The following is a 25945-nucleotide window of genomic DNA, read 5'->3' as shown; positions in this document are numbered from 1 at the left end:
TGTCAAACGGCCTGCTTCGGCGTTCTTTGCGCCCGGTGGCCGCTATTCTGGAATTCACCGGCCCCTGCCGGTGGTTAAGTTTAATCTTACACACTTTACAACGAAAAAGCAAGAGCGGAAAACGCCGCCCCGCCGCCAAGGAGGTTCAATGCCATGAAACGAAGTATCCTGCCCATCCTGCTGTTCTGCCTGCTCACCTTCTGTCTGCCGCTGGTAAGTCTTCTGCCCCAGGCCGCCGGGCAGGCGGCTTCCTCTGTTTCCCTTGCGGCAGGCAGCGCGGGGGAGCAAAGCACCTCCGCCTCCCCTGTGCCGGAAAGCGCTGCCGTATCCCAGGCGGCCCAGTCCACCCCGCCCGCCGAAACACCCGCGCCTGCCCAGGCGGTGATCCGGGTGCAGAATGCCTCCACCGGCGAGGTGCTGGAGGTGCCGGTGCTGGAATACATGATCGGCGCGGTGGCCAGCGAGATGCCCATCACCTGGCCGGACGAGGCGCTGAAGGCTCAGGGCATCGCCGCCCACAGCTACGCCTTGTATCAGCGGGATCACGCCAACACCGAAGCGCTGGGCGGAGGCTGGTTCTCGGTGGACCCGGCCCGCCGCCAGGGCTACATGACCACCGAGGTGCTGCAAAGCTACTGGGGCGAAGAATACGAAGCCAACTACCAGCGGCTGAAAACGCTGCTGGAGCCGCTGGTGCACACGGTGCTTTTATATGATGGCGCACCCGCCGCCGCCTGCTACCACGCCATCAGCAACGGGCGCACCGAGGCCTCCCAGCGGGTGTGGAACGAGGCGCTTCCCTACTTACAGGGCGTGGATTCCCCGCTGGACAAGCTGGCCGAGGGCTATCAGGAAACGGTGAGCTACACCACCCAGCAGATGTACGACATTCTGGCCACCCAGTTTGCGGGGCTGGATCTGAGCGGCAGCGCGGACGGCTGGTTCGGTGAGACAAGCCTGACCGAGGCCGGCTATGTGGACACCGTGCAGGTGGGCGGGGCCTTTGTGAAGGGCACCCAGCTGCGCGCCGCCCTTTCGCTGCGCAGCAGCTGCTTTACCATCCAGCGCACCGAGGACGGCTTCGACGTGACCACCCTGGGCTACGGCCACGGGGTTGGCCTGAGCCAGTGCGGCGCCCAGGCCATGGCCGCCCAGGGCCAGAGCTGCGCCCAGATTTTAAGCTGGTATTTCCCCGGCACCACACTTGAGGAATATGCCGGATAATCCCCCCCTCCTTCCACTTTTTGACCGAATGGCAAAATGCCCGCCCGGGTGCTTCCCGGACGGGCATTTTTGTGCCCTTTTCTGATTTTGTAAAATGAAGGAAAATCTTCCGAAAGGCGCATTGACTTTTGCCGCCGCTGCGGTATGATAGGTGGCGTTACATTTTGCCAAAGCAAAGCGGCCCGCCCCTTGCAGCGTGCCTCGAATGGAGAGATTGTTATGACCAGATCCATGACCGCCGGTTCCCCGGCAAAGCTGATTCTGCTGTTCGCCCTGCCGCTGTTCATCGGCAACCTGTTCCAGCAGGTCTACAACATGGCCGACACCTTTATTGTGGGCCGTATGCTGGGCGTAAACGCACTGGCCGCAGTGGGCTGCACCGGCAGCCTGATGTTTTTGATCATCGGCCTTGCGCAGGGGCTTTCCGCCGGATTTTCCATCCTCACCGCCCAGCGCTTCGGCGCCGGCGACGCGGACGGCGTGCGCCAGAGCTACGCGGCCAGCCTGATTCTGGGCGGCGTGATCAGTGTGGTGCTCACGGCGGCCAGCGTGGCGGGTACCCGCCAGCTGCTGGTTCTGCTGCAAACCCCGCCGGAAATTCTGGAGGATGCCACCCGTTATCTGATGGTGGTGTTCGCGGGCATTCCTGCCACCATGCTGTTCAACGTGGTATCCAACGTGCTGCGCGCTTTGGGCGACAGCAAGACCCCGCTGTATTTTCTGGTGGCAGGCTGCCTGCTCAACATCGTGCTGGACGTGCTGCTCATCCTGTATACCCCGCTGGGGGTGATGGGCGCGGGCGTGGCCACCGTGATTGCCCAGCTGCTGGCCGGAGTCGCCTGCGTGGTCTACATTCACAGGGCCTTCCCCGCTCTGCGGCTGCATCGTTCGGACTGGAGGCTCAACCGCCGTGAGGTGCTGAGCCATCTGCACATGGGGCTGCCCATGGGTTTCCAGAGCAGCATCATTGCCATCGGTTCGCTGATGCTGCAATATGCCCTGAACAGTCTGGGCAGCACCGCGGTGGCCGCTTTCACCGCCGCCAACAAGCTGGAATCGCTGGGCACCCTGCCGCTGGGCAGCTTCGGCCTTGCCATGGGTACCTTTGTGGCCCAGAACTACGGCGCGGGCAAGCTGCACCGCATCCGCACCGGTGTTGTGCAGTGCAGCGCCATGGCCCTTGGCTGGTCCGCCTTTATGGGCGCGGTCTTTCTTTTGTTCGGCAAACCGCTGGCCCGGCTGTTCGTGGGGCACGACACCCGGGTAACCGATCTTTCCTATATCTATCTGTTCATTGTCGGACTGTCCATGTGGGTGCTGGCGCTGCTGTTCATCTTCCGCTACTCGCTGCAGGGGCTGGGTCAGAGCTTTGTGCCCACCTTTGCCGGCATCATGGAACTGGTGATGCGCGGCGTGTGCTCCGTGTGGCTGGTGGGGCCCTTTGGCTTCACCGGCGCATGCCTGGCCAATCCCATGGCCTGGACCGGCAGCGCGGTGCCCCTGATCATCGCCTTTTTCATCACCATGCGGCGGCTCACCCTCTACATGCCGGAGCATGAAGCGGAAGCCTGACCGGCTTACACCTTCCCCGTGCCCACTCGGGCCTGGATAAATTCCAGAATCCGGCGGCGCTCCGCCTCGTCGGCAAAGGCCTGAGGCGGCAGCAGGGTGACGATCCGTTTGTCCTTTTTCAGCACCAGCGTACCCCGCTGGTCCTGCACGGCGTCGATTCTCCCCCAATCCCAGAAGCTGCCCTCTTCACCCCGGGCGATCTGGATGCCTTCCTCATACAGCTCAAACCGGGCAGGCAGATTCATCAGTCCCGCCGGGCCGCCCCCCTGTACGGTGGCTTTTTCCCGCCGCCGTGGGCTTGCCTGCCCGATGATCAAGGCCAGCACCACCGCCGCGGCGATTCCCTTGACCAGAGGCCCGCCGGGCATCAGCAGCAGAACGATCAGCAGCGCGACCGCGCCGCCCAGCGCCAGACGCAGGCTCATCCGGCGCTTCCAGGCATCGGCAGCGGAATAACTGGCCGCCCACACCAGCCCCGGCCGGGGCGTGATAAGCGACCGCCAGAGGGTTTCGTCCAGCGGCTGTGCGTCACGCACCCGCTCGTTCACGGTGCGCTGCAGCTCTGCAAAGCCGCCCTGCGCCGCCAGCTCCCGGGCGGAAATGGCCACCACGCAGCTGCGCCCGGCGCACAGCAGCACCAGATCCCGCCCCTGTACCAGCCGGACACCCGGGTTCCAGTGGATGGCCAGCAGCTGCCGGCCGTCCTGCCGGTAAACGCGCAGAATCTGCTGGCTGAGCACCAGACGGCGAAGGCCCTCCGGCTGCTCCAGAAACCGCCGGTATGCTCTGCGGTTGAAAGCCACAGTGCGCCCGATCATCCAGAACGCGACACCCCAGAAGAGCACCAGAAGCCCCAGTGTCTTCCAGCCGTACCACAGAAAATTCGCGCCCCAGAAGGCAAAGCCCCAGCAGATCTGCCGCAGCTCATATACGCCCAGCGCCGCCAGAAAAACCGGCCCCAGAATGCCGAAAATTCCTGCCGGGCTGAGCAGAGTCTTTTGTCTCAGCAGCTGCCAGGCCTGCCGGCGCAGAGTGCGGTCGGCGGTATATTCGATCTCGTACATGGCGATTCCTCGCTTTCCTGTATGGATTTTCCTATTATTATACCATGAAAAGCAAAAGGGAGGGAAGCAGCGCTTCCCTCCCTTTTTTCCGTGTCGTTCGGCCAAATCAGGTGCGGGCCAGACCGTCCACACTGAGCACCACGCCGGTGATGTAGCTGGCCATCTCGCTGGCCAGGAACACGAAGGCGTTGGCCACCTCTTCCGGCTTGCCGATGCGGCCCAGCGGAATCTGGGCGCTCAGGGCCTGGATGACCTGCTCGGGCACCGCGCGCATCATGTCGGTATCGGTGATGCCGGGAGCCACCGCGTTCACCCGGATGCCGTGCTTGCCCAGCTCCCGGGCCAGCGAAAGAGTGAAGCCGTTCACTGCGAACTTGCTGGTGGGATAGGCAATGCCACTGGGCTGGCCGTAGCGGGACACCATGGAGCTGGTGTTCAGGATTACGCCGCTGCCCTGGGCCTGCATGATGGGCGTCACCGCGCGGGCACAGGTGAACACGCCCTTCACGTTCAGGTCCATCACCTTTTCAAAGGTGGCCTCGTCGTATTTGTCGAAGGGGGTGGAGTCGGACATGCCTGCATTGTTCACCAGAACATCAATGCGGCCGTACTCCTGCGCCACCTTCTGGAAGGCGGCCTCCACGCTGGCCAGATCGGAAAGATTCGGCGCGATGCCCGCCACCTTCGCGTTCGGGTCCTTCTCCTTCAAAGCGGCCACCGCTTTCTCTGCCGTTTCCTGCCGGGAGCCGGTGAGAATCACGGTAGCACCCTCCCGCAGGAAGGCCTCCACCGTGGCCAGGCCGATGCCCCGGGTTCCTCCGGTAACGATGGCGATCTTGTTTTCCAAAAGCATCATCCATACCTCCTTTTTATTCTTGCCCGCAGCCTTCTGCGTGCGGGATTTTCTGATTAATTTTATTATAGCACCTTTGCGGCCGGCAGATGGTGAGCAACGCACAGAAAAACGCAGAAGCGCCGCTGGAAAACCAGCGGCGCTTCTGCGTATAACATGATTCCAAAGGGAAGGATCAGTTCAGGATGGTCAGTTCGGTCTCGGGATCGAACAGATGGATCTTGTGAGGATCGAAGGCAACGGTAACGTTGCTGCCGTTCTTGGCCTTGGAGGTGGGAGCTACACGGGCGGTCATCTTGTTGCCCTTGTATACCAGGTACAGGTAGATCTCGGAGCCCATCAGCTCGGAAACCTCAACAGTGGCCTCCAGCTTGCACTCGCCCTGCTTGTTCACGAACTCGGGATCGTCCTTGATGTCCTCGGGACGAACGCCGGCCTTGACCTTCTTGCCAACGTAGGCATCCAGCTTGCCGTCGGTGGTCTTCTCCTTGGGCAGGTCGATGCGGTCGCCGGACAGATCCAGGTAGTAACCATTGCCGTCCCTGTTCAGGGTAGCATCCAGGAAGTTCATCTGGGGGCTGCCGATGAAGCCGGCAACGAACATGTTGATGGGGAAGTCGTACAGGTTCTGCGGGGTGTCGACCTGCTGCACGATGCCATCCTTCATAACCACGATGCGATCGCCCATGGTCATGGCCTCGGTCTGGTCATGGGTAACGTAGATGAAGGTGGTAGCCAGCTTCTGGTGCAGCTTGATGATCTCGGTGCGCATGCTGGTACGCAGCTTGGCGTCCAGGTTGGACAGAGGCTCGTCCAGCAGGAACACGGCCGGGTTACGAACCATGGCGCGGCCCAGGGCAACACGCTGACGCTGACCACCGGACAGAGCCTTGGGCTTGCGGTCCAGCAGGTGCTCGATGTCCAGCACGCGGGCAGCCTCACGAACACGCTTGTCGATCTCGGCCTTGTCTACCTTGCGCAGCTCCAGGCCGAAAGCCATGTTCTTGTAAACGGTCATGTGGGGGTACAGAGCGTAGTTCTGGAACACCATGGCGATGTCGCGGTCCTTGGGGGCCACGTCGTTCACCAGACGGTCGCCGATGTACAGCTCGCCCTTGCTGATCTCTTCCAGACCAGCGATCATGCGCAGGGTGGTGGACTTACCGCAGCCGGAGGGGCCAACCAGAATGATGAACTCCTTGTCGGCGATCTCCAGGTTGAAATCCTTAACGGCGGTAACGTCGCCGGGGTAGATCTTGTAGATGTGACGCAGGCTGATGCTTGCCATGGGAATCGACACTCCTTTTTATTGTTGATAAGGTTTGAATTTGTCTTTTGTTGATACGCTTGACCGCGTATCTCGTTGCTAATATAATAATACCAGACTTTTTCCGGATTTAAATAGCACTTTATTGATATGAGGTGACGTAAAATTGATTTTTGATCCGCTTGCTTTCTGCGAGCTGGCCGAGCCGCGGGACCTGCAGTTCTCCACCCCCCTGTCGCTGGAGGGCGAAGGGCTGTGGGTGGGGGTATTGTCCAGCGGGCAGTGTGCCCTGGCCGACGAGGAAGCCCCCCAGCTTGCCGGGGCGGGCAGCCTGCTGCTGGGCGCCTCCCCCCTGCGGCTGGTGCCCGCCGAGCCCTGTCATCTGGCGGCGGTGCGTCTGGTGGGGCAGGCCCCCGCCGCCTTTGCCGCCGGTCTGGAAGGCCCCATGTTCGCGGCAGGTGCATCCTGCCCCGGCGCAGCCGAGCTGGTGGCCCAGCTGGTAAGCGCTCCTTCCCCCCGCCGGGCCTCCTCCCTCGGCTACCAGCTGCTGTGCGAGAGCGCCCGGGCGGATGCCGCCGCCCCCAGCTACCCGCCGCTGGTCACCATGGCCATTGCCGCCATGCGGGAACACTACGCCGGGCTGTATGGCGTGGAGGAGCTGAGCGAAAGTCTCGGGGTGAGCAAGAGCCATCTGGTGCGGGTGTTCAAGGCGGCGGTGGGTGTGCCGCCGGGCCAGTACCTGACCGGGGTGCGCATCGAGGCCGCCAAACAGCTGTTGTGTCACCGGGAGTATCCGCTGGAGGTGGTGGCCAGTCTGTGCGGTTTTTCCGGGGCCAACTATCTGTGCCGGGTATTCAAGAAGGCCACCGGCCAGAGCCCCACCGCCTGGCGGGCGGCCGCCGCCGGGGTGCCGGAGCTTCCGGAGCTGCCCCAGGAACGGGAGCTGTATGTGTGAGCTTTTTCTCCTTATATAGTAAGAGAAAATCTCCGCAGCCCATGCTTTTAACAAATCCCACCCCCATTTCAGAAAAGATTTTGTTTTTTGTGCAAAATTTCTGCATATTTTGGGCTATAAATTTCCTCCGGAAGGCTGTATGATAAAGATAAGACCGCGATTTGCAGGCAGGGTGCGCCCCCGCTTTGCGAGTTTCACCGAAAAATACAAAGAACGGAGTGTATCACAATGAAAGTTGTTGTTACCAAAAGCTACGATGAAAGCTGCGCCTATGTGGCCGATATGATCTGCAAACTGGTGAACGAGAAGCCCAACTGCAAGCTGGGCCTGGCCACCGGCGGCACCCCCGTACCCATGTACAAGAAGCTGATCGAGGCCAACAAAGCCGGCAAGGTGGACTTCTCTCAGGTACATACCGTGAACCTGGATGAGTACTGCGGCATCCCCGAGACCCACGACCAGAGCTACCGCTACTTCATGAACACCAACCTGTTCGATCACATCAACATCGACAAGGCCAACACCTACGTTGCCAAGGGCATGGGTGACGCGGAAGCCAACGCTGCCGAGCTGGAAGCCAAGGTTCGTGAGGGCGGCGTTGCCGACCTGCAGCTGTTGGGCATCGGCAACAACGGTCATATCGCCTTCAACGAGGCCAGCGACCATCTGATCAGCGTTGCTCACATCGAGAAGCTGACCGAGAGCACCATCAACGCCAACGCCCGCTTCTTCGAGAAGAAGGAGGACGTTCCCACCACCGCCATCACCATGGGCATGGGCGACATCATGGCCGCCAAGTGCGTGGTTCTGATCGCCACCGGCCTGGCCAAGACCGACGCCATCAAGGGCCTGGTTATGGACAACGTGATCACCACCCAGAACCCCAGCAGCATGCTGAAGATGCACGAGAACGTGGTTGTCGTGATTGATCAGGAGCTGGCTGACGCGGTTGGCTACAAGGGCTAAGCGTTTCGTTTTCCACAAAACAATTACTCCCCGGTGAAAAACCGGGGAGTTTTTTATTGTCGTGCTAAAAATAAAAACAGCGGGCGGAATTCTCCACTCGCTGTTTTTTGTTGTGTTCTGTTAAAAGCTTCGCCAGCTGTCCAGCCCGTCCGGCAGATGACCGGCCCAGAAGCCGGCCAGAATCTCTGCGGCCCGGGGCCGGCTTACGCCGCCCAGCTCCCGGGTGATGGCCGGCCCGCCGGGCTGCTCCATCACCACCTGCACCGCCAGCCCGCCGTCCGGGTCGGTGGTACAGTGCATGGAGCGGCAGCCTGCAAGGGGTTCGGGCGGGGTCAGCACCAGATAACCCGCGCTCACGCCCACCGCTTCCACCGCACGGCTCAAAGCGGCGGCATCCGGCTGGCGGGCTGGCTCGCCCTCCACGGTCAGCTGCCACAGGCCGGTGTCGTTTTTGCGGCCGGGGCGCTGCTCCTCCGGCAGGCCCGGGTTCAGCCGCTGGCGGCGCTGCTCTTCCCTGCGCCGTTCAATGGCCTGCCGATCCCTTCGGCGGGCACGCACAGTGGAATAAATCGCCAGCCCCAGCATCACAACCACCAGCACTCCCAGCAGCACCGGAAGCAGCATCTGAAAGAAAAATGCGCTCATGCTTTGCCCTTCTCTCCTTCTGCCTTATTCCTCGCCCCGGCCACGCCGGGCCAGAACCTTCACGCTGCTGGCATACTCCGAGGGGGTCATGCCGGTAACCTTTTTGAAATGGCGGGAAAAATAGTGGATGGAATTGTACCCCAGCAGGGCCGCGATCTCGGTGAAGTTATGGCTGCCCTCCCGGATCATCTCCTTGGCCTTCTGGATCTTCAGATTGCCGAAGTACTCCATGGCGCCGCCGCCGGTCTTTTCCCGGAAGACCTTTTGCAGATAGCTGCGGCCCACCAGATTGTCGCGGCAGATGTCGCTCAGGGTCAGGCGGCGCTGGATGTTATTTTCCAGATACTGCTGTACCCGGCTCAAAAACTCGTTCTGGCTGCGCTCCCGGATCAGGCTGGTGGGCTTTGCCACCACCGGGCTGTCGCCCCGGCGTACCATATCCAGCAGCATGGTCTCCAGCGAAAGGCCGATCACCTGCTCGGCGCCGAAGGCCGCATCTTCCCGGCGGGTCAGATGCTGGGCCAGGGGGTCGTCCAGCGGGGTGGAGAAGGCCGCACCGGCCATCTCCACAATGCGGGCCATGAGCACCCGGTCGGTGTCGCTGGCCATGAGCACCCGGCCCTTGAAAAACTCCATGGCAGGGCTGGAACATTCGAAGGACACAATCACAATGTTGGGCGCGTCCTTGCCGGTGGCCCGGATATTATGGTATTCGCCGGGTGCGTGGAAGATCATCTGCCCCTTTTTCAGCAGCTTTTCCTCCTCGCCCGCGGTCACATAGACTTCGCCCTTGTCCGCATAGACAAATTCCCAAAAGTCATGACTTTCGCCGGTGAAGGCATAGTCCGGGCCATATTCAAAATAATGTACCGAATAAATGCGGTCGATGCGCAGCACCTTTTCCAGCTCCAGTGCCTGATAGCCCATCTGCTTGCAGCTCCTCTCCTGTGGAAGAGGGGCGGTTCGCCCCTGCTTGTTCACCCGTATTCCGGTTTCTTCTAGTTTGTAGTATATCCTAAAACGACCGATTGTGCAAATGTTTTCTTTTTTTCCGCCAAAAACAGCCCGCTCTGGCAGCGTTTGCGCCGATATGTTATACTGAAACTGATACTGCAAATGCGGGCAGCCCCCACCGGGCTGCTCCGGAGGAAAAACAAAGAGAGGAAGGACCAATGCAGCGATTCAAACAATATTTTTATACCGACTGGTCATTCTACAAGCGAATGCTGGCCATCACCATTCCCATCGCTCTGCAGAACGTGATCAGCCTGGGCGTGAACATGATGGACACCATCATGCTGGGCCAGCTGGGCGACGTGGCCATTGCCTCGGCCAACCTGGGCGGCCAGCTGTTCACCATTCTGGACGTGGTGGGCTTCGGCCTGGCCAGCGGCGCGGCGGTGCTGATTGCCCAGTACTGGGGCAAGCGGGACATGCTGCGCATCCGCCAGATCTTCGCGCTCACCTTGCGGGTGGTGCTGGTGGTGAGCAGCCTGTTCGCTCTGGTGGGGCATTTTCTGCCCCGGCAGGTGCTGGCCATTTACACCAATGACCCGGCGGTGATTGCATCCGGCGCGGAGTACCTGAAGCTGCTCTCCATCAGCTTTGTGCTGTTCAGCTTTTCCAACTGCTACATCATGTGCCTGCGGGCGGTGGAGCAGGTGCGCATCAGCATGGTGGTATACGGCTGCAGCTTCTTTATCAACGTGTTTTTCAACTACTGCTTCATCTTCGGCAAGCTGGGCGCACCGGCCTGGGGCGTGCGGGGCGCGGCCTTCGGCACCGTGATGGCCCGCCTGTTCGAGCTGTGCGCCACGCTGGTGTACATGTGCTTCATTGAAAAGCGGGTCTGCTTCACCCCCCGCTGGCTGCTGCAGCTGAAAAGCGGCCTGGGCTGGGATTACGTGCGCAACAGCGTGCCGGTGGTGAGCAACGAGCTGCTGTGGGGCGTGGGGCTTTCGGTGGTAAACCTGACCATCGGCCACATGGGCGCCAGCTACACCAGCGCCATGAGCATCGTGAACGTGTTCAACCAGCTGGTGAGCGTGTTCACCTTCGGCATGTCCGCCGCCAGCGCGGTGGTGGTGGGCAAGACCATCGGAGAAGGGCGCATTCAGGACGCAAAGCGCGCCGCCAACAGCTCGGTGCTGGTGGGTCTGTGCCTGAGCCTTATCTGCATGACCCTGCTGCTGGTGGGCCGGCCCTACATTCTCAGCCTTTACAACGTGAGCCAGCTGGCCCACGAAACCGCCTTTGCCATGATGACCATTCTGGCCCTGATGCAGCCCTTCCAGGCGGTGGGCTGCGTGATGATTGTGGGCGTGCTGCGCGGCGGCGGCGACGTGCGCACCAACCTGATTCTGGACAGCGGCCTTCAGTGGTGCCTGGCCATCCCCCTGGGCCTGCTCACCGGCTTTGTGCTGCACTGGAGCGCCCCGGTGGTGTTCTTCTTCCTGCGGTGCGACAACATTGTGAAGAGCATCGCGGGCCTGATCCGGCTGCGCAGCGGCAAGTGGATCCGGGTGGTCACCCGGGAGGCCGCCTGAGCACAGCCGCCCCCGCACAATTCACGGCGAAAGGCTCAAGGCTGTATCACGCCAAAATTGTGCGGCATTGCCCTCTATTTTTTCCACCCCTTCCCACAAGGGACAGGGGTGGTGAATTTTAAAAGAAAGTGGAGATGTGTTGTTATGAGCAAGATCGCATGGATCGGCACCGGCGTAATGGGCCGTCAGCAGGCAGGCCATCTGGTAAAGGCCGGGCATTCGGTGAAGGCTTACAGCCGCCGCTATGAGGCGGTGTGCCAGCAGGCCGAGGAATTCGGCTTTACCCCCTGCGCCACCATCCGCGAGGCGGTTGCCGACGCGGAATTCGTGTTCGTGATGGTGGGCTACCCGGCAGACGTGGAGCAGGTGTTCTGCGGCCCCGAGGGCATTCTGGAGAACGCCCCTGCCGGCGCGGTGGTGGTGGATATGACCACCTCCAGCCCCACGCTCGCCCAGAAGCTGTATGCGCTGGGCAAGGAGAAGGGCATCGCCGTGATGGATGCCCCGGTCTCCGGCGGCGACAAAGGCGCCCGGGAAGCCACCCTGTCCATCATGGTGGGCGGCGACGAGGAAGCTTTTGAAAAAACTCTGCCCCTGTTTGAGTGCATGGGCAAGAGTGTGCTGCTGATGGGCCCCGCGGGCTACGGTCAGCACACCAAGGCGGCCAACCAGATTGCGGTGGCCGGCGCAACGGCAGCGTACACCGAGGCCATCCTCTATGCCGAGAAGGCCGGGCTGGACCCCCACAAGATGCTGGCGGCCATCGGCGGCGGCGCAGCGGGCAGCTGGCAGATTGCCAACATGGCCCCTCGTGCGCTGGCCGGCGACTTCGCCCCCGGCTTCTTTGTGAAGCACTTCATCAAGGACATGAAGATCATCCGGGAGGAAGCCGCCCAGCGGGGCGTGGAGCTGGAAATGCTGGACAGTGTGCTCCATCTGTATGAGGAGTTCGCCGCGGCGGGCGGCGAGAACGAGGGCACCCAGGCTCTGATCGATTTCTATCGCAAAAAATGAGCAAAGCAAAAGGGGCAGCGGATACTGCCCCTTTTTTGCTGTATTCAGCTGTGGATCAGATCCAGCGGCTTTGCACCCTGGCCCCGGTGTTCGGCCCGCCATGCAATCAGCTGGGCCGCCACGCTCACGGCAATCTCCGCCGGGGTTTCCGCCCCGATGGAAAGGCCGATGGGGGTGCTCACCCGGGCGAACTGCTCCGGACCGAAGCCCTCCTCTTCCAGCTTCTGGCGGGTCATGGCGATCTTACGGCGGCTGCCCATCAGGCCGATGTAGCCCGCCGGGGTGGCCAGCGCCTCGCGCAGCACCTCGTAATCGTGCTCGTGGCCCCGGGTCATGATGACGATCAGGTCCTCTTCGGTGGGCTCCAGCCGGTTTACCGCGGCGGCCATCTCTTCACAGAGCACACCCGCCGCGCCGGGGAACGCATCCTTCACCGCGAATTCCGGCCGGTCGTCCACCACCCAATATTCAAATTCCAGTGCGGGCAGCAGCGCCGCCAGCGCCCGGGCCACATGGCCCGCGCCGAACAGCAGCACCCGGCCGGAGCCGCTTTGCGCCGCCCGCCGGGCCAGCTCCTGCGCCGATTCCCTGCCTGCGGGCAGATACAGAAACTCCACCCGCACCTGGCCGCCGCAGGCCATGCCCACCTGGTTGGGGCCCCTGTCGTTCAGGTCGTATTCCTCCACAGCGCTCTGCTGTTCGGCCAGTGCCCGGGCGGCCCGCTGCTGGCACACCGCCTCCACCCTGCCGCCGCCAATGGTACCGATGCTCTCGCCACCGGCCAGCACCGCCATGAAAGCCCCCGCGTGCCGGGGGGCAGAGCCTTTGCTTTCCAGAATGGTCACCAGCACCGCCGGTTCGGTTTCCAGCCGCCGGGCCAGCTGCTTCATGCCCTGATTCATCGCTTTTCTCCTTCTGTGCGCCGGGCATATCGCACCGGCCCCGTTTCATATTACTGTTAGAGCAACACCGTACAATTCTCATGCGTTATTTCCTTTAGCATATCACGCCTGCTTGCAGATGACAAGCCGGTTGACAAACATCCTTCTTTCGCGGTACGCTGGAACAGCGATCCACGGCTTTTTTGAAAGAAAATGCCGAACCGAATCGTTTTTACAGCAGTTGCCCTTTCTGCGGCCGCTGATCTTACACCAAGCAATCCCGATACCGCCGCACCCATGACGGCAAAGGAGGAACCATGTCATTCACACTGCCCGTTTACCGCGCGCCGGATTTTTCCGCGCCCGCCTTCACCCGCTGCCCTGACGCCCGCTTTGTTCCCGCCCCCTGTGACGGGGCCGCGCCGGAGGGCTACCACAGCACCAGCATGTATCCGGAATACTTCCGCATCAACGGATGCTGGACGCTGGCCGAGGAAAGCCGGATGGACAGCTGCGTGGTATTGCGGGGCAGCGGCCGGCTGGACGTGGTGGAGCTGCGCAACCTGAAAGCGGGCGACCGGGTGGCCCTGGGCCGCACCGATGACGGAGCGGATGGCATCTACCTGCACACCGGCGGTTTTGCCGCCCCGGAGGAGCAGGCCGAAACCGACGCCTTCACCTTCCGGCAGGGGCGCAGCCGGGAGACCTCCTACACCAGAGATTATGACCGGCTGATTCAGCTGCTGCGCCACGAGAAGGAGCACGGCAACATCCTCTGGGTGATGGGGCCCGCCTTCTCCTTTGACGCGGGCGCCCGCGCCGCCATGCAGGCGCTGGTGGAGGCCGGTTATGCCCACGGCCTGCTGTCAGGCAACGCGCTGGCCACCCACGATCTGGAGGGCGCGCACCTGCACACCGCCCTGGGGCAGGACATCTACACCCAGCAGAGCATGCCCGGCGGCCATTACAATCATCTGGATGTGATCAACCGGGTACGCCGCTGCGGCAGCATTCCCCGTTTCATTCAGGAATACAACATTCAGGATGGCATCATGTACAGCATTGTGAAGCAGGGCGTACCCTTTGTGCTTACCGGCTCCATCCGGGACGACGGCCCCCTGCCTGAGGTAATCGGTGATGCCTATCAGGGCCAGGCCGCCATGCGGGGGCTGGTGAAGCAGGCCACCACCGTGATCTGCCTGGCCACCATGCTGCACACCATCGCCGCCGGCAACATGACCCCCAGCTTCCGGGTGCTGCCGGACGGCACCATCCGCCCGGTGTATCTGTACACCGTGGACGCGGACGAATTTGTGGTGAACAAGCTGCTGGACCGGGGCAGCCTGTGCGCCACCACCATGGTGACCAACGTGCAGGATTTCATCACCAAGCTGGCCCACGGTCTGGGCGTTCTGTAAGAGGTTTATGTTACATAAATAAAGAAAGGAAGTGCCCTCCATGCGCCGGGCCCTGTTTGCGTTGATTCTATCTGCTGCGGTTCTCTCCGGCTGCTCCTCCCCCTCTGTTTCGGAGGGGAACGGGAAATCCGCTCCCGCCAGCCAGTCCTCTGCCGATGCATCTTCTTCCGTCGCCGCACCGCCTGCACAGGGCGCGGTAAACGAGGCCCAGCTGCGCTGGAAATCGGAGGCCCCGGTGGCTCTGCGTCAGGCGCTGACGCTGGCCACCGATCTTCCGGTCATGGAATTTCTGATGCCTGCTCTGACCGGGCAGGACGCGGTGGTGCTGGTGGGAAAGCCGGAGCTGAGCGTGCCCCAGGCCGCCTTTTACGTGACCGAAACCGAAGCCCTGCCGCTGGACATCGGCCCCTGCGGGCCCCGGAGCATACAGCGCCTTTCGGTGGAGGAGGGCGAAACCTGGGTGATGATCACCGAACAGCAGCTGGGCGTTTCGCCCCCGGCCAGCTACTTTTTCCATCTGGATAAGGACGGCGCGCTGACCAGCTTTTCTCTGCGGGATCCCGAGAGCGGCCAGCCGCTGGCGGTGTCCGCTCAGGCAGAGGAGGACCGCACCCGGTTTTCGCTGGTGGTCAGCCGGCTGGACGGCGGCTGCACCCGCATAGAACCCGCGGACGGGATGGACAATTCCTATCTTTGGGTCACCGAGGCGGGGAGCTTTCTGCCCACCGGCCGCAGTGTGCATCACTATCCTCTGGTGCTGGAAAACGGCAGCTTTTATGAGCTGGGGGCCGTTCCGCTGGAGGAGGAGCAGTTTTTGCAGCTGTTCCCCGAGGGCAGTGACTGGCTGGCCCGGATGCTGGAACACGAGACCCGTCTGGTTCGGGAGGATACGCTGGACAGTGAATACACGTTTCTGTACCGGGGCGACGGCACGGTGGACGTGAACCTGCGCTACGGGGATTTTGACTGGGGCTGGCAGTGCTGCCATCTCACCCTGACCCCCGGCCAGCCCCTTCCCGAGCCGGGCACCCCGGAGGGCATCTTCCAGCCGGGCCGCCGTATGGAAGCCGGTTGCCCGGCCATCGCCCGGCAACCCCGGCTGCCCGACGCCCTTGCCGAATCCGGCGGGGGCCAATGAATCAATCTGACCACAGGAGGAACTCAATTTTGATCAAACGCATTGCATCCGTTCTGTTTGCCGCCCTGATGCTGGGCGGCGTTCTGGCAGGCTGCGGCGGTGAAGGCGCTTCCGAAGCCCCTTCCGCTCCGGCTGCCACGCCCCAGAGCACACCCGAACCCACCGCCGAACCCACTCCCACGCCGGATCCGGAGGCGGTCTGGGCCCAGGCCGGCAAGGACACCATGGCCTGGCTGCAAAGCCAGCCCGGCTTTGAGGAGCTGGATCTGACCGTACAGGAGGGCTTCCCCTATTTTCTGGCGGTGAACCGGGACGCCAACACCGTGACCGTTTACACCGCCGATGAGAACGGCCAGTACACCAAACCCTATATGTCCATGGTGTGCAGCGGCGGCACCGACACCCCAACCGGCTACTGGAACACCCCGGTGAACTACGACTGGCGGCTGCTCTCCGGCCCCTGCTACGGCCAGTACGCCACCCGCATCGACGGGCCGTACCTGTTCCACTCGGTTCCCTACTACACCCAGCACAAGGATGATCTGGAATACGACGAGTTCAACAAGCTGGGCACCACGGCTTCGCTGGGCTGCATCCGGCTGGCGGTTGTGGACGTGCGCTGGATTTACGAAAACTGCCCCATCGGCACCCCGGTGGCCATTTATGACGACGCATCCAACCCCGGCCCCATGGGCAAGCCGGACACCCTGACCATTGACCCGGCAGACGAGAACCTGCGCGGCTGGGACCCCACCGACCCGGACCCGGCCAACCCCTGGAGCGATGAATATCTGGACGGCACCGCCATCCGCAGCGCCGCCGCACAGGCCGACTGGGATGCCTTCAAATCCAGCGAGGCCTTTACTCAGAATCTGACTCCCACCGACCTGCAGGGCTGGAGCCACGACAGCGCCATTGTGGGCACCCGGGGCTGACCTCTCTTCCTTTTTTCACAAACAGAAAGACCCGTGCGGGCTTGCCAATTTGGCAGCCCCACGGGTCTTTTTTGTTTTGCTGATTCAGCGGGCAGGTTTACCAGTCCCACCGGAAACCGGCGGCCTGCAGATCGCCGCGCACCGCGTAATACTCCTGCTCAAAGGTCACATACTCGCCGGCGGCCAGCGCATCCAGCTGGCGCTCGCAGGCGCAGGCGGCCCGGGCCAGCGTGTGCGCCGCTTCGGCGGGGCAGCCCTCGTGGCTGCAGGCCAGCAGATACTGCATCACGTTGGGCAGATACTGCACCGCAAAATCCGCCGCCTGGGCGGGGTCCGCCCCTTCGGCCTCCAGCGCCGCCAGCAGCCCGGCGCAACTGCTTTTCAGCCGCTCAAACTGCCAGGCCAGCATGGGGGGCTGGTCGAAGGTGCTGCCCATGCCTTCCATGGCGCGAACCGCACCCCGCAGGCTGCCCAGCACCCGCTGCTCCACCGGCAGATTCTGCGGCAGGCTGGGCGGCGGGGGTACGGGCACCGGAGCATGCTCCGGCTCATCCAACCCCAGCACCGGCAGCACATGGGCAGGCAGCAGGGCGTTCACCACCAGCAGCATGCCACCCACCAGCAGCGGCACCGACAGAATCGTGAGCGTGGTGCGCAGCCAGCCCCAGGGGCTGGGAAGAAGAATACACACGGCAGCCAGCACAAAGCAGGCGGCAGCCGCCATCCAGAATCGTTTTTTCACAGGGCAAAGCCCCCTTTCGTTTTAATTACATTGCTTGCAGCGGCTTCAGCTGCGCCGCTGGTACAGGTAATAGTGCATGGTGCTGTAACCCTTGTTGCGCAGATACTCCTCGGTGCCGTCCGCCACCAGCTCGTACCGCTCCAGAATCGCGGGCTCCTTCTCCTGCTTGTATTGTTCCTTGTCCTCTTCCTCGGTGCGGGCGATCACAAACTCCACATCCGCTGTTTGCAGGGTGGTTTCCATCTGCCGGTTCATCTCGTCCAGCGGCAGGTTGAACACGCCGATGAATTTCTGCGTGGGCATCACGTCGCACACGGTGTAAAACCCACCGTCCAGCAGGTGGAGCATCGCCATGCTCCGGTCCTCGGACTGATCCACCACCTGCTTGAACTGGTACTGCACCGTCTGCTCCAGCGGCTGCAAAAACGCCTGCCGATTGGGGCTGTGCCACAGCGCGTAGCCCACCCCCAGCACCAGCGCCGCAGCCACCGCAACGCGGCTCAGCAGCCCGGCGGGCAGGGGCATGCGCTCCAGCAGTAGCTGCGCCGGGCCCAGCAGAGCCAGAAAGCCCAGCGGCACGAACAGCACAAAGGGCATGCCGTAATAAATGTAGGCGTTGGAGGTGGCGCCATAAATGCCCACGGCCATGAGCACGGCACAGGCCAGAACCAGCACCCGCTCCCAGATGCCGCGCCCCTTTCCCGGCCAGAACACAAACCAGACAAGACCGGCCACGGCAAACACCGCGAAGGTCCAGTTCAGGCGCAGCATGTAGGCAAGGCTGTTCGTCACCGCGGCCAACACCCCGGCAAGGCTCAGCGAACCGCCGGAGCCGTAGAGGAACAGATTGTTGTAGAAATAGCACTGCCACAGATCGCCCAGCGCACCGTTCATGCCAAAGTAGAGCAGCCAGGGCAGGCAGGCCAGCGCAAAGCCGCCGAAAAAGCCCGCTGTAAGCCGCGCCGCGGCCTTCGGCCCGCCCCGGTAAATCTCGTGAACGAACAGCACCAGCCCCAGCGCGGCGAAGATGCCGCACAGGGTATATTTGGTCCAGAACACCGCGCCGCACAGTACGCCCAGCGCCAGTGCGCCGCCCCAGCCCAGCGGCCGGTTCTCCCGCAGCGCCCGCAGGCCCAGATACAGCCCCGCCGCAAACAGCGGCAGGCACAGCTCTTCCATGCTGTCGCCCATCTGGAAGCTGGGGCAGGAAAAGCTCACCGCCAGCACCAGCGGCAGCGCCGCAAAGCGCAGCGACCCTGCGCCGTACAGGGCCATGATCTTCTGGCAGAACCACAAAAACACACCGGCCGCCAGCATCTCCAGCAGGAACACGCCCAGAAAGCCGTTCCGCTGCACAAAGCTGGCCAGACCATGCAGAAACAGCACCAGCGGGCCCTTCTGCTCATAAATATCCCGGTAAAGCACCTGCCCCCGCACCATGCTCTTGCCCACGGTGAAAAAGCACTGGGCGTCGCCCCAGTTGTTCAGCGGGTAAAAAAACGAGCTGCGGCTGCAAACCGAGACCACGCCCGCCGCGCAGGCAAACGCCCAGACCCAGGCCACAAGGGGCTTTTTCCATTGTTGGGTGAAATATTTCAAGGGGATTTTCTCCTTTTACTTGCAGCGTCAGGTACTATTATAACACAAAATGCCCGCCCTCAAAAAGAGGGCGGGCAGAAATGCTTTTGTGGAATCTTACTTGACCTCGGGCAGGCTGGCAGCAGCGGAGCTCTGGCCAACGCGGCGGGTCATCTCGTCCGGAGCTTCGGGGCGGAACTTCACCTCGGGGTACTCCTCGTCCATCACGCGGGCAGCGGTCTCCAGAATGATGTCGCCGCCGCGGCCGCTCATCACGCGGCCCATCATCTGCACATGATGGATGTCGTAGAACTGAGCGTACAGGCCCATGGTGTGGCCCAGGTATACGCCGATGCTCTCGTACACCTTGATGGCGCGCTCGTCGTTCTCAGCCATCAGGCCCTGAACAACCTTCAGGCGCTTTGCCGGGGGCTCGGTCTCGTCCAGCTCGATGCCGGCGCGGGGAGCCAGCTTGTTCACACCGTCCTGGCTGAAGTACTTCACGCCGCAGCCGATGTCGCCGCTCCACTCGTCCTCCATGGCGTCGGGCTGGCCGTCCACGGGGGCGAAAGCCAGCTCGTTCAGCCAGCCGCAGATGTTGCCCTCGCCGTCCACATAGCCAACCGCCTCGCTGGTGCCCATGGCGATGCCCATGATGCCGTTCTCACCCAGGCCCATAGCACCGGCCAGAGCGGAAACGTCGCCGTCGTTGGCAACCACAACGGGGATCTCGTAACCCAGGATGCGGCTCAGATCCTCGGCAGCGCGGGTGTAGATGTTCTTCACCTTGGCGTCGAAGTCTTCCTTGCCCACCTTCAGGAACAGGCTGGCAACCATGCACTTGTTGTCGATGTAAACACCGGCGGAGGAAACGCCGATGCCGTCCACCTTGCGGCCCTTCTCCAGAATCTTGGCGGCAGCAGTCTCCATGGCAGCCAGGATGCCCAGATAGTGGTAGTCGGGGTTGGAGTTGACCTTCGGGTACCACACAACCTCTTCGCTGTAAATGGTCTCGCCGTCGATCACGGCGCTTACCTTGCGGTCGGATCCGCCGGCGTCGAAGCCGATGCGGGCGCCGTTGGTGTGGCGGCCAACGCTCTCAGTCTTCTGGAAGGGAGCGGGCTTCTGGTCGTAGGGCAGGGCCACTACTTCGAACTCACGCTCGTAAACGCCTTCCATGAAGTTCTTGTCGAACTCACGGCTGCCGCCCACGGAGTAGGCCTTCTTGATGCCCTCAGCCAGCTTGTCGTCGCCGCAGATGTACACCTTGAAGCCGCCCCAGCTCCACAGCAGGAACTTTACCAGACGATCCACATAGTAGGCGTCGGCCTCGGCCATTTCGGGGGTGTCGTATACCTTGCACTCCCAGGTGCCGATCTGGCCGCCGCTGCGCTCCACAGCGATGCACAGGGGCTTGGTGGCGCCCATGGAGTAGTGCTTGAAGAACAGGCCCAGAGGCACAAAGCCCTGGTCCAGCTCAGGCAGATTCTTTACGGGGATCTCAACATTCAAGAATTTCATGTTTTTCCGTCCTTTCGTGTCATCACCGGCGCTTCGGCCCGTGGCCCGCTGCGCACTGCGCCGGGCTGCGGGCCCGGCCGCTTCTCTTGCTTTCATTGTAGTACATCCCGCGGCGCAGCGTCTAGTGCAAAGCGGCTTTACAATTTGTACTTTCGTGTATTTTTGGGCGCTGTGGCCAAAATCACTGCCCCATGTTCACAGCTTTTTCGCTATATTATTAGATGGAAGTGCGTCCGCTGCCGGGCTGTATAACCGGGCAAAAAGCGGGGCAGACTAAGGCCAGAAAAGGAGGAAAAAACATGTCTGTTTTTTATAAGATCTGCATTCTGCTGCTGATCGTGGGCGGTTTGAACTGGGGCCTTGTGGGCCTGTTCCGTTTCGATCTGGTGGCCTGGCTGTTCGGCGGTTCCGCCAGTGTGCTCAGCCGCATCGTCTACTCGCTGGTCGGCCTTTCCGCTCTGGGCGCCATTCCCAGCCTGTTCATGTCGTCCGACAACGAGCGCTGATCCCACACAGCACAAAAAGCGCGCTTTCCCTCCGTTTGGGGAAAAGCGCGCTTTTTGTTATAAAAAAGAGAAAAAGGAATTTTCTAATCTTCCAGATACACCGCCGCATCCTGCTGTTCGGTCACATAGCCGATGCGCGCAGCCTCCACGCCCGCGGCCAGCAGCCGCTCGAGGCATTCGTCGGCGCACTCTTCCGGCACGGCGGCCAGCAGGCCGCCGCTGGTCTGGGGGTCGTAGAACAGATCCTCCAGCGCCAGCTCAACCTGCCCGTTCACCTGCACGCCCGCCTGGGCGTATTCCCGGTTGCGGTAGGCCCCGGCCGGAATGAAGCCCATCCTTGCCAGCTCCAGCGCCTCCGGGTGGAAGGGCACCGCATGGGCCTGAATGTGCAGGGTGCAGCCGCTGCCCTGAGCCATCTCGAAGCTGTGGCCCAGCAGGGCGAAGCCGGTCACGTCGGTGCAGCTGTGCACCGGATATTCCACCAGCACGTCCCGGGCGGCCCTGTTCAGGGTGGCCATCTGCCGGTAGATCCGCTCCAGCACCGGCGCTTCCACCAGCTCCGCCTTGGCGGCGGTGGTGATGACCCCCACGCCCAGCGGCTTTGTGAGCAGCAGCACGTCGCCGGGTTTGGCTCCGCTGTTGGTGAGCACCTTTTGGGGGTGGACAAAGCCCGCCACCGCCAGCCCGTAGATGGGTTCGGCCCCGTGGATGGTATGCCCGCCGGTGATGATGGCCCCCGCCTCGTAGGCTTTGGCGTAGCCGCCCCGCAGAATCTCGTGCACGGTGTGCCTGTCCATGGATTCGGGCAGGCACATGATGTTCAGCGCGGTGCGGGGTTCGCCGCCCATGGCGTACACGTCGCTCAGGGCATTGGCCGCCGCGATCTGGCCAAAGAGATAGGGGTCATCCACAATGGGCGGGAAAAAGTCGGTGGTCTGCACCAGCGCCACCTCATCGGTGATCACATACACGCTGGCGTCGTCGCTTTTGTCGTAGCCCACAATCAGCCGGGGGTCATAATGGGTTTCAAAGCCCTCCAGCATCCGGGCCAGCGTGCCCGCGCCCACCTTGGCCCCGCAGCCCGCGCAGCTGGCCAGCTTTGTCAGTTTCACTTCGGTTTCCATAAACGGCGCCTCCTTCAGCTGCCTTCCGCCCGGTAGACCGGCTGGTAGCCCTGGCCGGTCAGCCGGACCACCTGCTCCACCTCCGGAAGATATTCCCCGCCGGGGCAGGGATCGTCGCCCTCATATTCCGCGCAGGTTCCGCAGCTGCTGCTCAGCGCCCGGGGCACCGGCATCACCTTCACCGGAATGCCCCGCTGCTGGCACAGCTTTTTGAAGCGGATCGCGCCGAAATGCGAGTAAAAGGTGGCAATGTAGCTCATGTCTTGGTCAGGGTCAGGGTATATTCGCCGCCCTTTTCCTCCGTCTGAACCGTGTAGCCCTGATGCTGGGCATAGCGGGTCACATTTTCCCTGCTGGCCAGATTGTCCACCAGCACCTGATACCGGGCCTGCTTGTCCGCCATGGCCTTGCGGGTCATGACCACCGGCTCCGGGCAGGAAAGCCCTCTTGCGTCCACGATAACCATAGTTGTTTCCTCCTTATGCGTTCTTGCGGAAGGTGTTCACGCAGGCGATGACCGCCACCACCGCGATGCCGATGATCACAGCCACCTGACCGGCAGGGGTGCTGCCGGTGCCGCTGGAGGCCAGACCGAAGTTGTGGGCAAAGGCAGCGCCTGCAACAAGGCCCAGAACGGCCACCGCGCTGTCGGAATTGCCCTCGCCGGCCAGCACCAGCTGGCGCAGGGGGCAGCCGCCCAGCAGCACGCAGCCAAAGCCGGCCAGCAGCATGCCCAGAAAGTTCCACACACCGTCGGTATGGGCCACGGGCTGGCCCTCAAAGCCCAGGGTGAAGTAGGCCTGGCCGGTAACCGCGCTCAGAATCAGGTTACAGATCAGAGCGCTGGCAAAGATGGCCACAAAGCCCAGCAGCAGCTTGCTCTCCCGGAAGAGGGCCATATCGCGGATGCCGCCCACCATGCACAGGCGGGTGCGCTGGGCCAGAGCGCCCACCACAAGGCCCGCGATCAGGCTGATCAGGATGGGAGCATGCAGCGCGCCGGGGCCTGCGCCCGCCTCGGAGAAGAAGATGAAGGCGGGAGCCGCCACCAGCAGCACCAGCATGACCACCTGCACCGCCGGGAAGGCTGCGCCCTCCAGCACCGGCTGTTTAAAGGTGCGGCCCAGTGAGTAGCCCCGGTTCAGGAACACAACACCCACCAGAATGCCCGCCACGAAACCGGCCAGACCCAGCAGCGCGTTCAGATCGCCGCCCGCCAGACGCAGAATCATGCGGAAGGGGCAGCCCAGAAACATCAGGCAGCCGATCATCACAAAGAAGCCCAGCACAAAGCGGGTCAGCGGGGCGCTGCCGCCCCGGGCGGAAAATTCCTTCTTGGCCAGCGCCATGGCAAAGCTGCCCAGCACCAGACCAATGATCTCCGGCCGGATGTACTGCACTGCGCCCGCCCGGTGCAGGCCCAGCGCACCCGCGGTGTCCCGCAAAAAACAGGCGATGCAGAAGCCCATGTTCACCGGGTTGCCGAAGAACACCAGCGCCGCCGCAATGACGCCGATGATCAGCCCCGCGATCACGATTGTGATCTTTTCCTTTTTCAAGTCCATACCAAACGATCCCTCACTTTTCTTTTTTTGGGCAACACCGCACAATTCACGCCTAACGGCTCAGGCGGCGTATCACGCCCAAAATTTCCGTGATATTTTCCAAAAATGCGCGCCAATCCACCAAGGATTAGTTGTGCTTTTTGGTTCATCTCACGAAAATTTTCCGGCGCGCTCCACCACCCGAAATTATGCGGTGCTGCCTTGGGGTTCTCCTGTTTCCAATTATAAAGAGTAATACTTTTGTTTTCCAATAGAATCTATTAATCCAATTAATAGATTTATCCATTATCTTAATAAATCAATTGTACCGCGGCTATACCTGTGGTATGCTGGAAGCAGATCATACACCGGAACAGAGGGAGGACGCGACCATGCCGCGCATTTATCTGGACAATGCCGCCACCAGCTTTCCCAAGCCGCCTCAGGTGGCCGGGGCGGTGTTCGATTACATGACCAACGGGGGCTGCAACATCAACCGGGGCGGCTACCAGACCGCCTACGATACCGAGGAACAGGTGTTCGAGACCCGCCAGCTTTTGTGCGAGCTGTTCGACGGGCCGGACTGCAAAAACGTGATCTTCACAAAAAATGTGACCGAAAGCCTGAACCTGCTCATCAAGGGCTTTCTGCACCCGGGGGATCATGTGCTGGTCTCGGCCATGGAGCACAACGCGGTGATGCGCCCGCTGGTGCAGATGACCGCCCACGGGGTGGAGTTTTCCCGCATTCCCTGCCGGGCAGACGGCTCGCTCTGCATCGAAGCGATGGAGGGGCTGATCCGCCCGAATACCCGGGCGGTGATTCTGACCCACGCCAGCAACGTGTGCGGCACCGTGATACCCATCCGGCAGGTGGGCGAAATCTGCCGCCGCCATCGGCTGCGCTTTTTTGTGGACGCCGCCCAGACCGCCGGGGTGCTGCCCATCTCCATGACGGAGGATTTCATCGACGCGGTGGCCTTCACCGGCCACAAGGGGCTGCTGGGGCCCCAGGGCACCGGCGGCCTTGTGCTGGCCGAGGGGCTGGAACAGAAGCTGGACCCGCTGCTCAGCGGCGGCACCGGCAGCCTGAGCCATACCGAGGAGATTCCCGCTTTCCTGCCCGACCGGTTCGAGCCGGGTACTCTGAATCTGCCGGGCATTCTGGGGTTGCGGCAGGGGCTTTTGTGGCTGGGGCAGCAGCCGGAGGGGGCGGTGCTGGCCCATGAGCTGGCGCTCACCGGCCGGTTTCTGGCCGGGCTGGCTTCGCTGGAGGCCGAGGGCCTTGTGCGGCTGGCGGGCAAGCGGGGTCTGGAAGGCCGCACCGGCGTGGTGTCCATCCAGACACCCCGCCACGAGATGGCCGAAGTGGCCTACCGGCTGGACAGTGAATTCGGTATCCAGACCCGGGTGGGGCTGCACTGCGCCCCTTCCGCCCACAAAAGTCTGGGCACCTGGCCCGCCGGAACCATCCGGTTTTCCTTCGGAGCCTTCAGCACCGAAGCGGACGTGGACGCGGCCCTGGCCGCGCTGGAGGTGATTGTTCATGGAGCTTAAGCAGCTGCGCTCCTTCGCGGCGGTGGTGCGCTATGGCAGCTTCACCCGGGCGGCGGAGAACACCTATCTTTCCCAGCCCACCATCAGCACCCACATCCGGGCGCTGGAGGAGGAGCTGAACACCCAGCTCCTTCTGCGGGACACCAAGAATCTGCAGGTCACGCCCCGGGGACAGGAGCTGTACGAATGCGCCTGCCGGATGCTGGAATTGCAGGACAACCTGCTGCAGCGCTGGCGGCAGAGCGACCAGCATATCATCCAGCTGGGGGCTTCCACCATCCCCTCGGCCTACATCCTGCCGGAGGTGCTGCCCCGCTACGGGAAAGAGAATCCGGGCAGCTATTTCGTGGTGCACCAGAGCGACAGCCGCCAGGTGATTCAGGGGGTGGCGGAGGGATTGTTCGACGTGGGCATGAGCGGCATGCCCTGCCAGGACGAGTCCATCCGCTGCGAGCCCTTTTTTCGGGACCGGATGGTGCTGATCACCCCGGTGAGCCGCCGGTTTCTGGCGCTTCAATCCCAGGGAGAGGCCGCCCTGCCCGAGCTGCTGGCCGAACCCATCATTCTGCGGGAGGCGGGCAGCGGCAGCCAGAAAAGCGCCGACCGCTTTCTGGCCCAGATGGGTCTTCGGGAAAGCGAGCTGCGGGTCACCGCCCGGGTGAACGATCAGGAATCCATCAAGAATCTGGTATCCGGCGGGCTGGGGGTATCCATCGTGTCGGAAAAGGCGGTGCGGGATTTCGTGGCGGAAAAACGGCTGCTGGCCTTTCCGCTGCCGCCGGGCAGCGCCGAGCGGAACCTGTATCTTCTGCTGCCCCGCCACGCCAATGCGGACAGCCTGCGTTTTTCCGCCTTTGTTCGGGAGTTCTACCGCGCCCCGCAGTCTCTGGAATAAC

At 62.4% G+C, this 25945-nt stretch carries 26 protein-coding genes; 12 read left to right on the top strand and 14 right to left on the bottom strand.

The window, feature by feature from the left end:
* Positions 1 to 153 precede the first annotated feature (153 nt).
* Together spoIID and EDD77_RS11295 are read left to right on the top strand one after the other, a co-directional pair.
* Positions 154 to 1224 carry a stage II sporulation protein D gene (gene spoIID, locus EDD77_RS11300; protein ID WP_058963147.1) on the top strand — a complete coding sequence of 357 codons (1071 nt, stop codon included), beginning with the start codon at positions 154 to 156 and terminating at the stop codon, positions 1222 to 1224.
* 219 nt (positions 1225 to 1443) lie between these two features.
* A complete protein-coding gene (locus tag EDD77_RS11295; RefSeq protein ID WP_058963146.1) occupies positions 1444 to 2796 on the top strand; it encodes an MATE family efflux transporter in 1353 nt (450 codons plus the stop codon).
* Positions 2797 to 2801: 5 nt separating this feature from the next.
* Here the strand turns inward: EDD77_RS11295 and EDD77_RS11290 are convergent, their stop codons facing one another.
* The 3 genes from EDD77_RS11290 to EDD77_RS11280 form a co-directional block, all read right to left on the bottom strand.
* Entirely contained in the window at positions 2802 to 3860 is a 1059-nt protein-coding gene (locus EDD77_RS11290; protein WP_058963145.1) for a YcxB family protein, read from the bottom strand.
* Between the two features lie 106 nt (positions 3861 to 3966).
* Positions 3967 to 4716, bottom strand: coding sequence for an SDR family NAD(P)-dependent oxidoreductase (locus tag EDD77_RS11285; RefSeq protein ID WP_443983734.1), 750 nt, complete (start codon positions 4714 to 4716; stop codon positions 3967 to 3969).
* Positions 4717 to 4888: 172 nt separating this feature from the next.
* The gene (locus tag EDD77_RS11280) at positions 4889 to 6001 is read right to left on the bottom strand and encodes an ABC transporter ATP-binding protein (protein ID WP_058963143.1); all 1113 of its coding nucleotides are present in this window, start codon (positions 5999 to 6001) and stop codon (positions 4889 to 4891) included.
* A 145-nt stretch (positions 6002 to 6146) separates the two neighbouring features.
* On the opposite strand from EDD77_RS11280, the gene EDD77_RS11275 reads away from it, so the two are divergent.
* Positions 6147 to 6935 (top strand): helix-turn-helix transcriptional regulator, encoded by a 789-nt coding sequence (locus EDD77_RS11275; RefSeq protein ID WP_058963142.1) that lies wholly within the window; start codon positions 6147 to 6149, stop codon positions 6933 to 6935.
* 228 nt (positions 6936 to 7163) lie between these two features.
* Complete coding sequence (nagB, locus tag EDD77_RS11270) at positions 7164 to 7901, top strand: glucosamine-6-phosphate deaminase (protein ID WP_058963141.1); 738 nt, start codon at positions 7164 to 7166, stop codon at positions 7899 to 7901.
* A 120-nt stretch (positions 7902 to 8021) separates the two neighbouring features.
* On the opposite strand, the gene EDD77_RS11265 is transcribed toward nagB, so the two are convergent.
* Together EDD77_RS11265 and EDD77_RS11260 are read right to left on the bottom strand one after the other, a co-directional pair.
* On the bottom strand, positions 8022 to 8546 hold the full coding sequence (locus EDD77_RS11265) for a hypothetical protein (RefSeq protein WP_058963140.1): 525 nt from the start codon (positions 8544 to 8546) through the stop codon (positions 8022 to 8024).
* 24 nt (positions 8547 to 8570) lie between these two features.
* Positions 8571 to 9473, bottom strand: coding sequence for a helix-turn-helix domain-containing protein (locus EDD77_RS11260; RefSeq protein ID WP_058963139.1), 903 nt, complete (start codon positions 9471 to 9473; stop codon positions 8571 to 8573).
* A 245-nt stretch (positions 9474 to 9718) separates the two neighbouring features.
* On the opposite strand from EDD77_RS11260, the gene EDD77_RS11255 reads away from it, so the two are divergent.
* A complete protein-coding gene (locus EDD77_RS11255; RefSeq protein ID WP_058963138.1) occupies positions 9719 to 11092 on the top strand; it encodes an MATE family efflux transporter in 1374 nt (457 codons plus the stop codon).
* Positions 11093 to 11236: 144 nt separating this feature from the next.
* Complete coding sequence (locus EDD77_RS11250; protein WP_058963137.1) at positions 11237 to 12106, top strand: NAD(P)-dependent oxidoreductase; 870 nt, start codon at positions 11237 to 11239, stop codon at positions 12104 to 12106.
* 44 nt (positions 12107 to 12150) lie between these two features.
* On the opposite strand, the gene xdhC is transcribed toward EDD77_RS11250, so the two are convergent.
* Positions 12151 to 13008, bottom strand: coding sequence for a xanthine dehydrogenase accessory protein XdhC (gene xdhC / locus EDD77_RS11245; protein WP_058963136.1), 858 nt, complete (start codon positions 13006 to 13008; stop codon positions 12151 to 12153).
* Between the two features lie 296 nt (positions 13009 to 13304).
* Here xdhC and EDD77_RS11240 point away from each other — a divergent pair, with 296 nt between their 5' ends.
* The 3 genes from EDD77_RS11240 to EDD77_RS11230 are packed head-to-tail and all read left to right on the top strand — an operon-like array spanning position 13305 to position 16478.
* On the top strand, positions 13305 to 14405 hold the full coding sequence (locus EDD77_RS11240) for a putative NPN-dependent ornithine cyclodeaminase (RefSeq protein ID WP_058963135.1): 1101 nt from the start codon (positions 13305 to 13307) through the stop codon (positions 14403 to 14405).
* 40 nt (positions 14406 to 14445) lie between these two features.
* Complete coding sequence (locus EDD77_RS11235) at positions 14446 to 15543, top strand: hypothetical protein (protein ID WP_058963134.1); 1098 nt, start codon at positions 14446 to 14448, stop codon at positions 15541 to 15543.
* Positions 15544 to 15572: 29 nt separating this feature from the next.
* Positions 15573 to 16478, top strand: coding sequence for a L,D-transpeptidase (locus EDD77_RS11230; RefSeq protein ID WP_058963133.1), 906 nt, complete (start codon positions 15573 to 15575; stop codon positions 16476 to 16478).
* A 97-nt stretch (positions 16479 to 16575) separates the two neighbouring features.
* Here EDD77_RS11230 and EDD77_RS11225 read toward each other — a convergent pair whose 3' ends face one another.
* From EDD77_RS11225 to EDD77_RS11215, 3 genes are all read right to left on the bottom strand, one after another.
* On the bottom strand, positions 16576 to 17220 hold the full coding sequence (locus tag EDD77_RS11225) for a hypothetical protein (protein ID WP_058963132.1): 645 nt from the start codon (positions 17218 to 17220) through the stop codon (positions 16576 to 16578).
* A gap of 45 nt (positions 17221 to 17265) precedes the next feature.
* A complete protein-coding gene (locus EDD77_RS11220) occupies positions 17266 to 18819 on the bottom strand; it encodes a hypothetical protein (protein ID WP_058963131.1) in 1554 nt (517 codons plus the stop codon).
* 96 nt (positions 18820 to 18915) lie between these two features.
* Positions 18916 to 20319, bottom strand: coding sequence for an ROK family protein (locus EDD77_RS11215; RefSeq protein WP_058963130.1), 1404 nt, complete (start codon positions 20317 to 20319; stop codon positions 18916 to 18918).
* Positions 20320 to 20618: 299 nt separating this feature from the next.
* Here EDD77_RS11215 and EDD77_RS11210 point away from each other — a divergent pair, with 299 nt between their 5' ends.
* On the top strand, positions 20619 to 20825 hold the full coding sequence (locus EDD77_RS11210; protein WP_058963129.1) for a DUF378 domain-containing protein: 207 nt from the start codon (positions 20619 to 20621) through the stop codon (positions 20823 to 20825).
* 83 nt (positions 20826 to 20908) lie between these two features.
* Here EDD77_RS11210 and selD read toward each other — a convergent pair whose 3' ends face one another.
* The 5 genes from selD to EDD77_RS11185 are packed head-to-tail and all read right to left on the bottom strand — an operon-like array spanning position 20909 to position 23765.
* The gene (gene selD / locus EDD77_RS11205; RefSeq protein ID WP_058963128.1) at positions 20909 to 21949 is read right to left on the bottom strand and encodes a selenide, water dikinase SelD; all 1041 of its coding nucleotides are present in this window, start codon (positions 21947 to 21949) and stop codon (positions 20909 to 20911) included.
* 14 nt (positions 21950 to 21963) lie between these two features.
* Positions 21964 to 22209 carry a DUF3343 domain-containing protein gene (locus EDD77_RS11200; protein ID WP_058963127.1) on the bottom strand — a complete coding sequence of 82 codons (246 nt, stop codon included), beginning with the start codon at positions 22207 to 22209 and terminating at the stop codon, positions 21964 to 21966.
* Positions 22206 to 22415 carry a sulfurtransferase TusA family protein gene (locus tag EDD77_RS11195; RefSeq protein WP_058963126.1) on the bottom strand — a complete coding sequence of 70 codons (210 nt, stop codon included), beginning with the start codon at positions 22413 to 22415 and terminating at the stop codon, positions 22206 to 22208. Before EDD77_RS11195 ends, EDD77_RS11200 begins: the two co-directional genes overlap by 4 nt.
* Positions 22416 to 22428: 13 nt before the next feature.
* On the bottom strand, positions 22429 to 23514 hold the full coding sequence (gene yedE, locus EDD77_RS11190; protein ID WP_058963125.1) for a YedE family putative selenium transporter: 1086 nt from the start codon (positions 23512 to 23514) through the stop codon (positions 22429 to 22431).
* Entirely contained in the window at positions 23505 to 23765 is a 261-nt protein-coding gene (locus EDD77_RS11185; RefSeq protein WP_132587390.1) for a hypothetical protein, read from the bottom strand. Before EDD77_RS11185 ends, yedE begins: the two co-directional genes overlap by 10 nt.
* A 120-nt stretch (positions 23766 to 23885) precedes the next feature.
* On the opposite strand from EDD77_RS11185, the gene EDD77_RS11180 reads away from it, so the two are divergent.
* Positions 23886 to 25049, top strand: coding sequence for an aminotransferase class V-fold PLP-dependent enzyme (locus tag EDD77_RS11180; protein WP_058963124.1), 1164 nt, complete (start codon positions 23886 to 23888; stop codon positions 25047 to 25049).
* The gene (locus EDD77_RS11175; protein ID WP_058963123.1) at positions 25039 to 25944 is read left to right on the top strand and encodes a selenium metabolism-associated LysR family transcriptional regulator; all 906 of its coding nucleotides are present in this window, start codon (positions 25039 to 25041) and stop codon (positions 25942 to 25944) included. The genes EDD77_RS11180 and EDD77_RS11175 overlap by 11 nt, the downstream gene beginning before the upstream one ends.
* Position 25945: the final 1 nt, after the last annotated feature.

The organism is Allofournierella massiliensis (genome assembly GCF_004345265.1).
GTDB lineage: Bacteria > Bacillota > Clostridia > Oscillospirales > Ruminococcaceae > Allofournierella > Allofournierella massiliensis.
This window is presented reverse-complemented; position numbering and strand designations above follow the sequence as displayed.

Excerpts from the sequence above, each read along its gene's own strand:
- spoIID (WP_058963147.1), top strand. The coding sequence starts at position 154 with ATGAAACGAAGTATCCTGCCCATCCTGCTGTTCTGCCTGCTCACCTTC.
- EDD77_RS11295 (WP_058963146.1), top strand. The coding sequence starts at position 1,444 with ATGACCAGATCCATGACCGCCGGTTCCCCGGCAAAGCTGATTCTGCTG.
- EDD77_RS11290 (WP_058963145.1), bottom strand. The coding sequence starts at position 3,860 with ATGTACGAGATCGAATATACCGCCGACCGCACTCTGCGCCGGCAGGCC.
- EDD77_RS11285 (WP_443983734.1), bottom strand. The coding sequence starts at position 4,716 with ATGATGCTTTTGGAAAACAAGATCGCCATCGTTACCGGAGGAACCCGG.
- EDD77_RS11280 (WP_058963143.1), bottom strand. The coding sequence starts at position 6,001 with ATGGCAAGCATCAGCCTGCGTCACATCTACAAGATCTACCCCGGCGAC.
- nagB (WP_058963141.1), top strand. The coding sequence starts at position 7,164 with ATGAAAGTTGTTGTTACCAAAAGCTACGATGAAAGCTGCGCCTATGTG.
- EDD77_RS11265 (WP_058963140.1), bottom strand. The coding sequence starts at position 8,546 with ATGAGCGCATTTTTCTTTCAGATGCTGCTTCCGGTGCTGCTGGGAGTG.
- EDD77_RS11260 (WP_058963139.1), bottom strand. The coding sequence starts at position 9,473 with ATGGGCTATCAGGCACTGGAGCTGGAAAAGGTGCTGCGCATCGACCGC.
- EDD77_RS11255 (WP_058963138.1), top strand. The coding sequence starts at position 9,719 with ATGCAGCGATTCAAACAATATTTTTATACCGACTGGTCATTCTACAAG.
- EDD77_RS11250 (WP_058963137.1), top strand. The coding sequence starts at position 11,237 with ATGAGCAAGATCGCATGGATCGGCACCGGCGTAATGGGCCGTCAGCAG.
- xdhC (WP_058963136.1), bottom strand. The coding sequence starts at position 13,008 with ATGAATCAGGGCATGAAGCAGCTGGCCCGGCGGCTGGAAACCGAACCG.
- EDD77_RS11240 (WP_058963135.1), top strand. The coding sequence starts at position 13,305 with ATGTCATTCACACTGCCCGTTTACCGCGCGCCGGATTTTTCCGCGCCC.
- EDD77_RS11235 (WP_058963134.1), top strand. The coding sequence starts at position 14,446 with ATGCGCCGGGCCCTGTTTGCGTTGATTCTATCTGCTGCGGTTCTCTCC.
- EDD77_RS11215 (WP_058963130.1), bottom strand. The coding sequence starts at position 20,319 with ATGAAATTCTTGAATGTTGAGATCCCCGTAAAGAATCTGCCTGAGCTG.
- EDD77_RS11210 (WP_058963129.1), top strand. The coding sequence starts at position 20,619 with ATGTCTGTTTTTTATAAGATCTGCATTCTGCTGCTGATCGTGGGCGGT.
- selD (WP_058963128.1), bottom strand. The coding sequence starts at position 21,949 with ATGGAAACCGAAGTGAAACTGACAAAGCTGGCCAGCTGCGCGGGCTGC.
- EDD77_RS11200 (WP_058963127.1), bottom strand. The coding sequence starts at position 22,209 with ATGAGCTACATTGCCACCTTTTACTCGCATTTCGGCGCGATCCGCTTC.
- EDD77_RS11195 (WP_058963126.1), bottom strand. The coding sequence starts at position 22,415 with ATGGTTATCGTGGACGCAAGAGGGCTTTCCTGCCCGGAGCCGGTGGTC.
- yedE (WP_058963125.1), bottom strand. The coding sequence starts at position 23,514 with ATGGACTTGAAAAAGGAAAAGATCACAATCGTGATCGCGGGGCTGATC.
- EDD77_RS11180 (WP_058963124.1), top strand. The coding sequence starts at position 23,886 with ATGCCGCGCATTTATCTGGACAATGCCGCCACCAGCTTTCCCAAGCCG.
- EDD77_RS11175 (WP_058963123.1), top strand. The coding sequence starts at position 25,039 with ATGGAGCTTAAGCAGCTGCGCTCCTTCGCGGCGGTGGTGCGCTATGGC.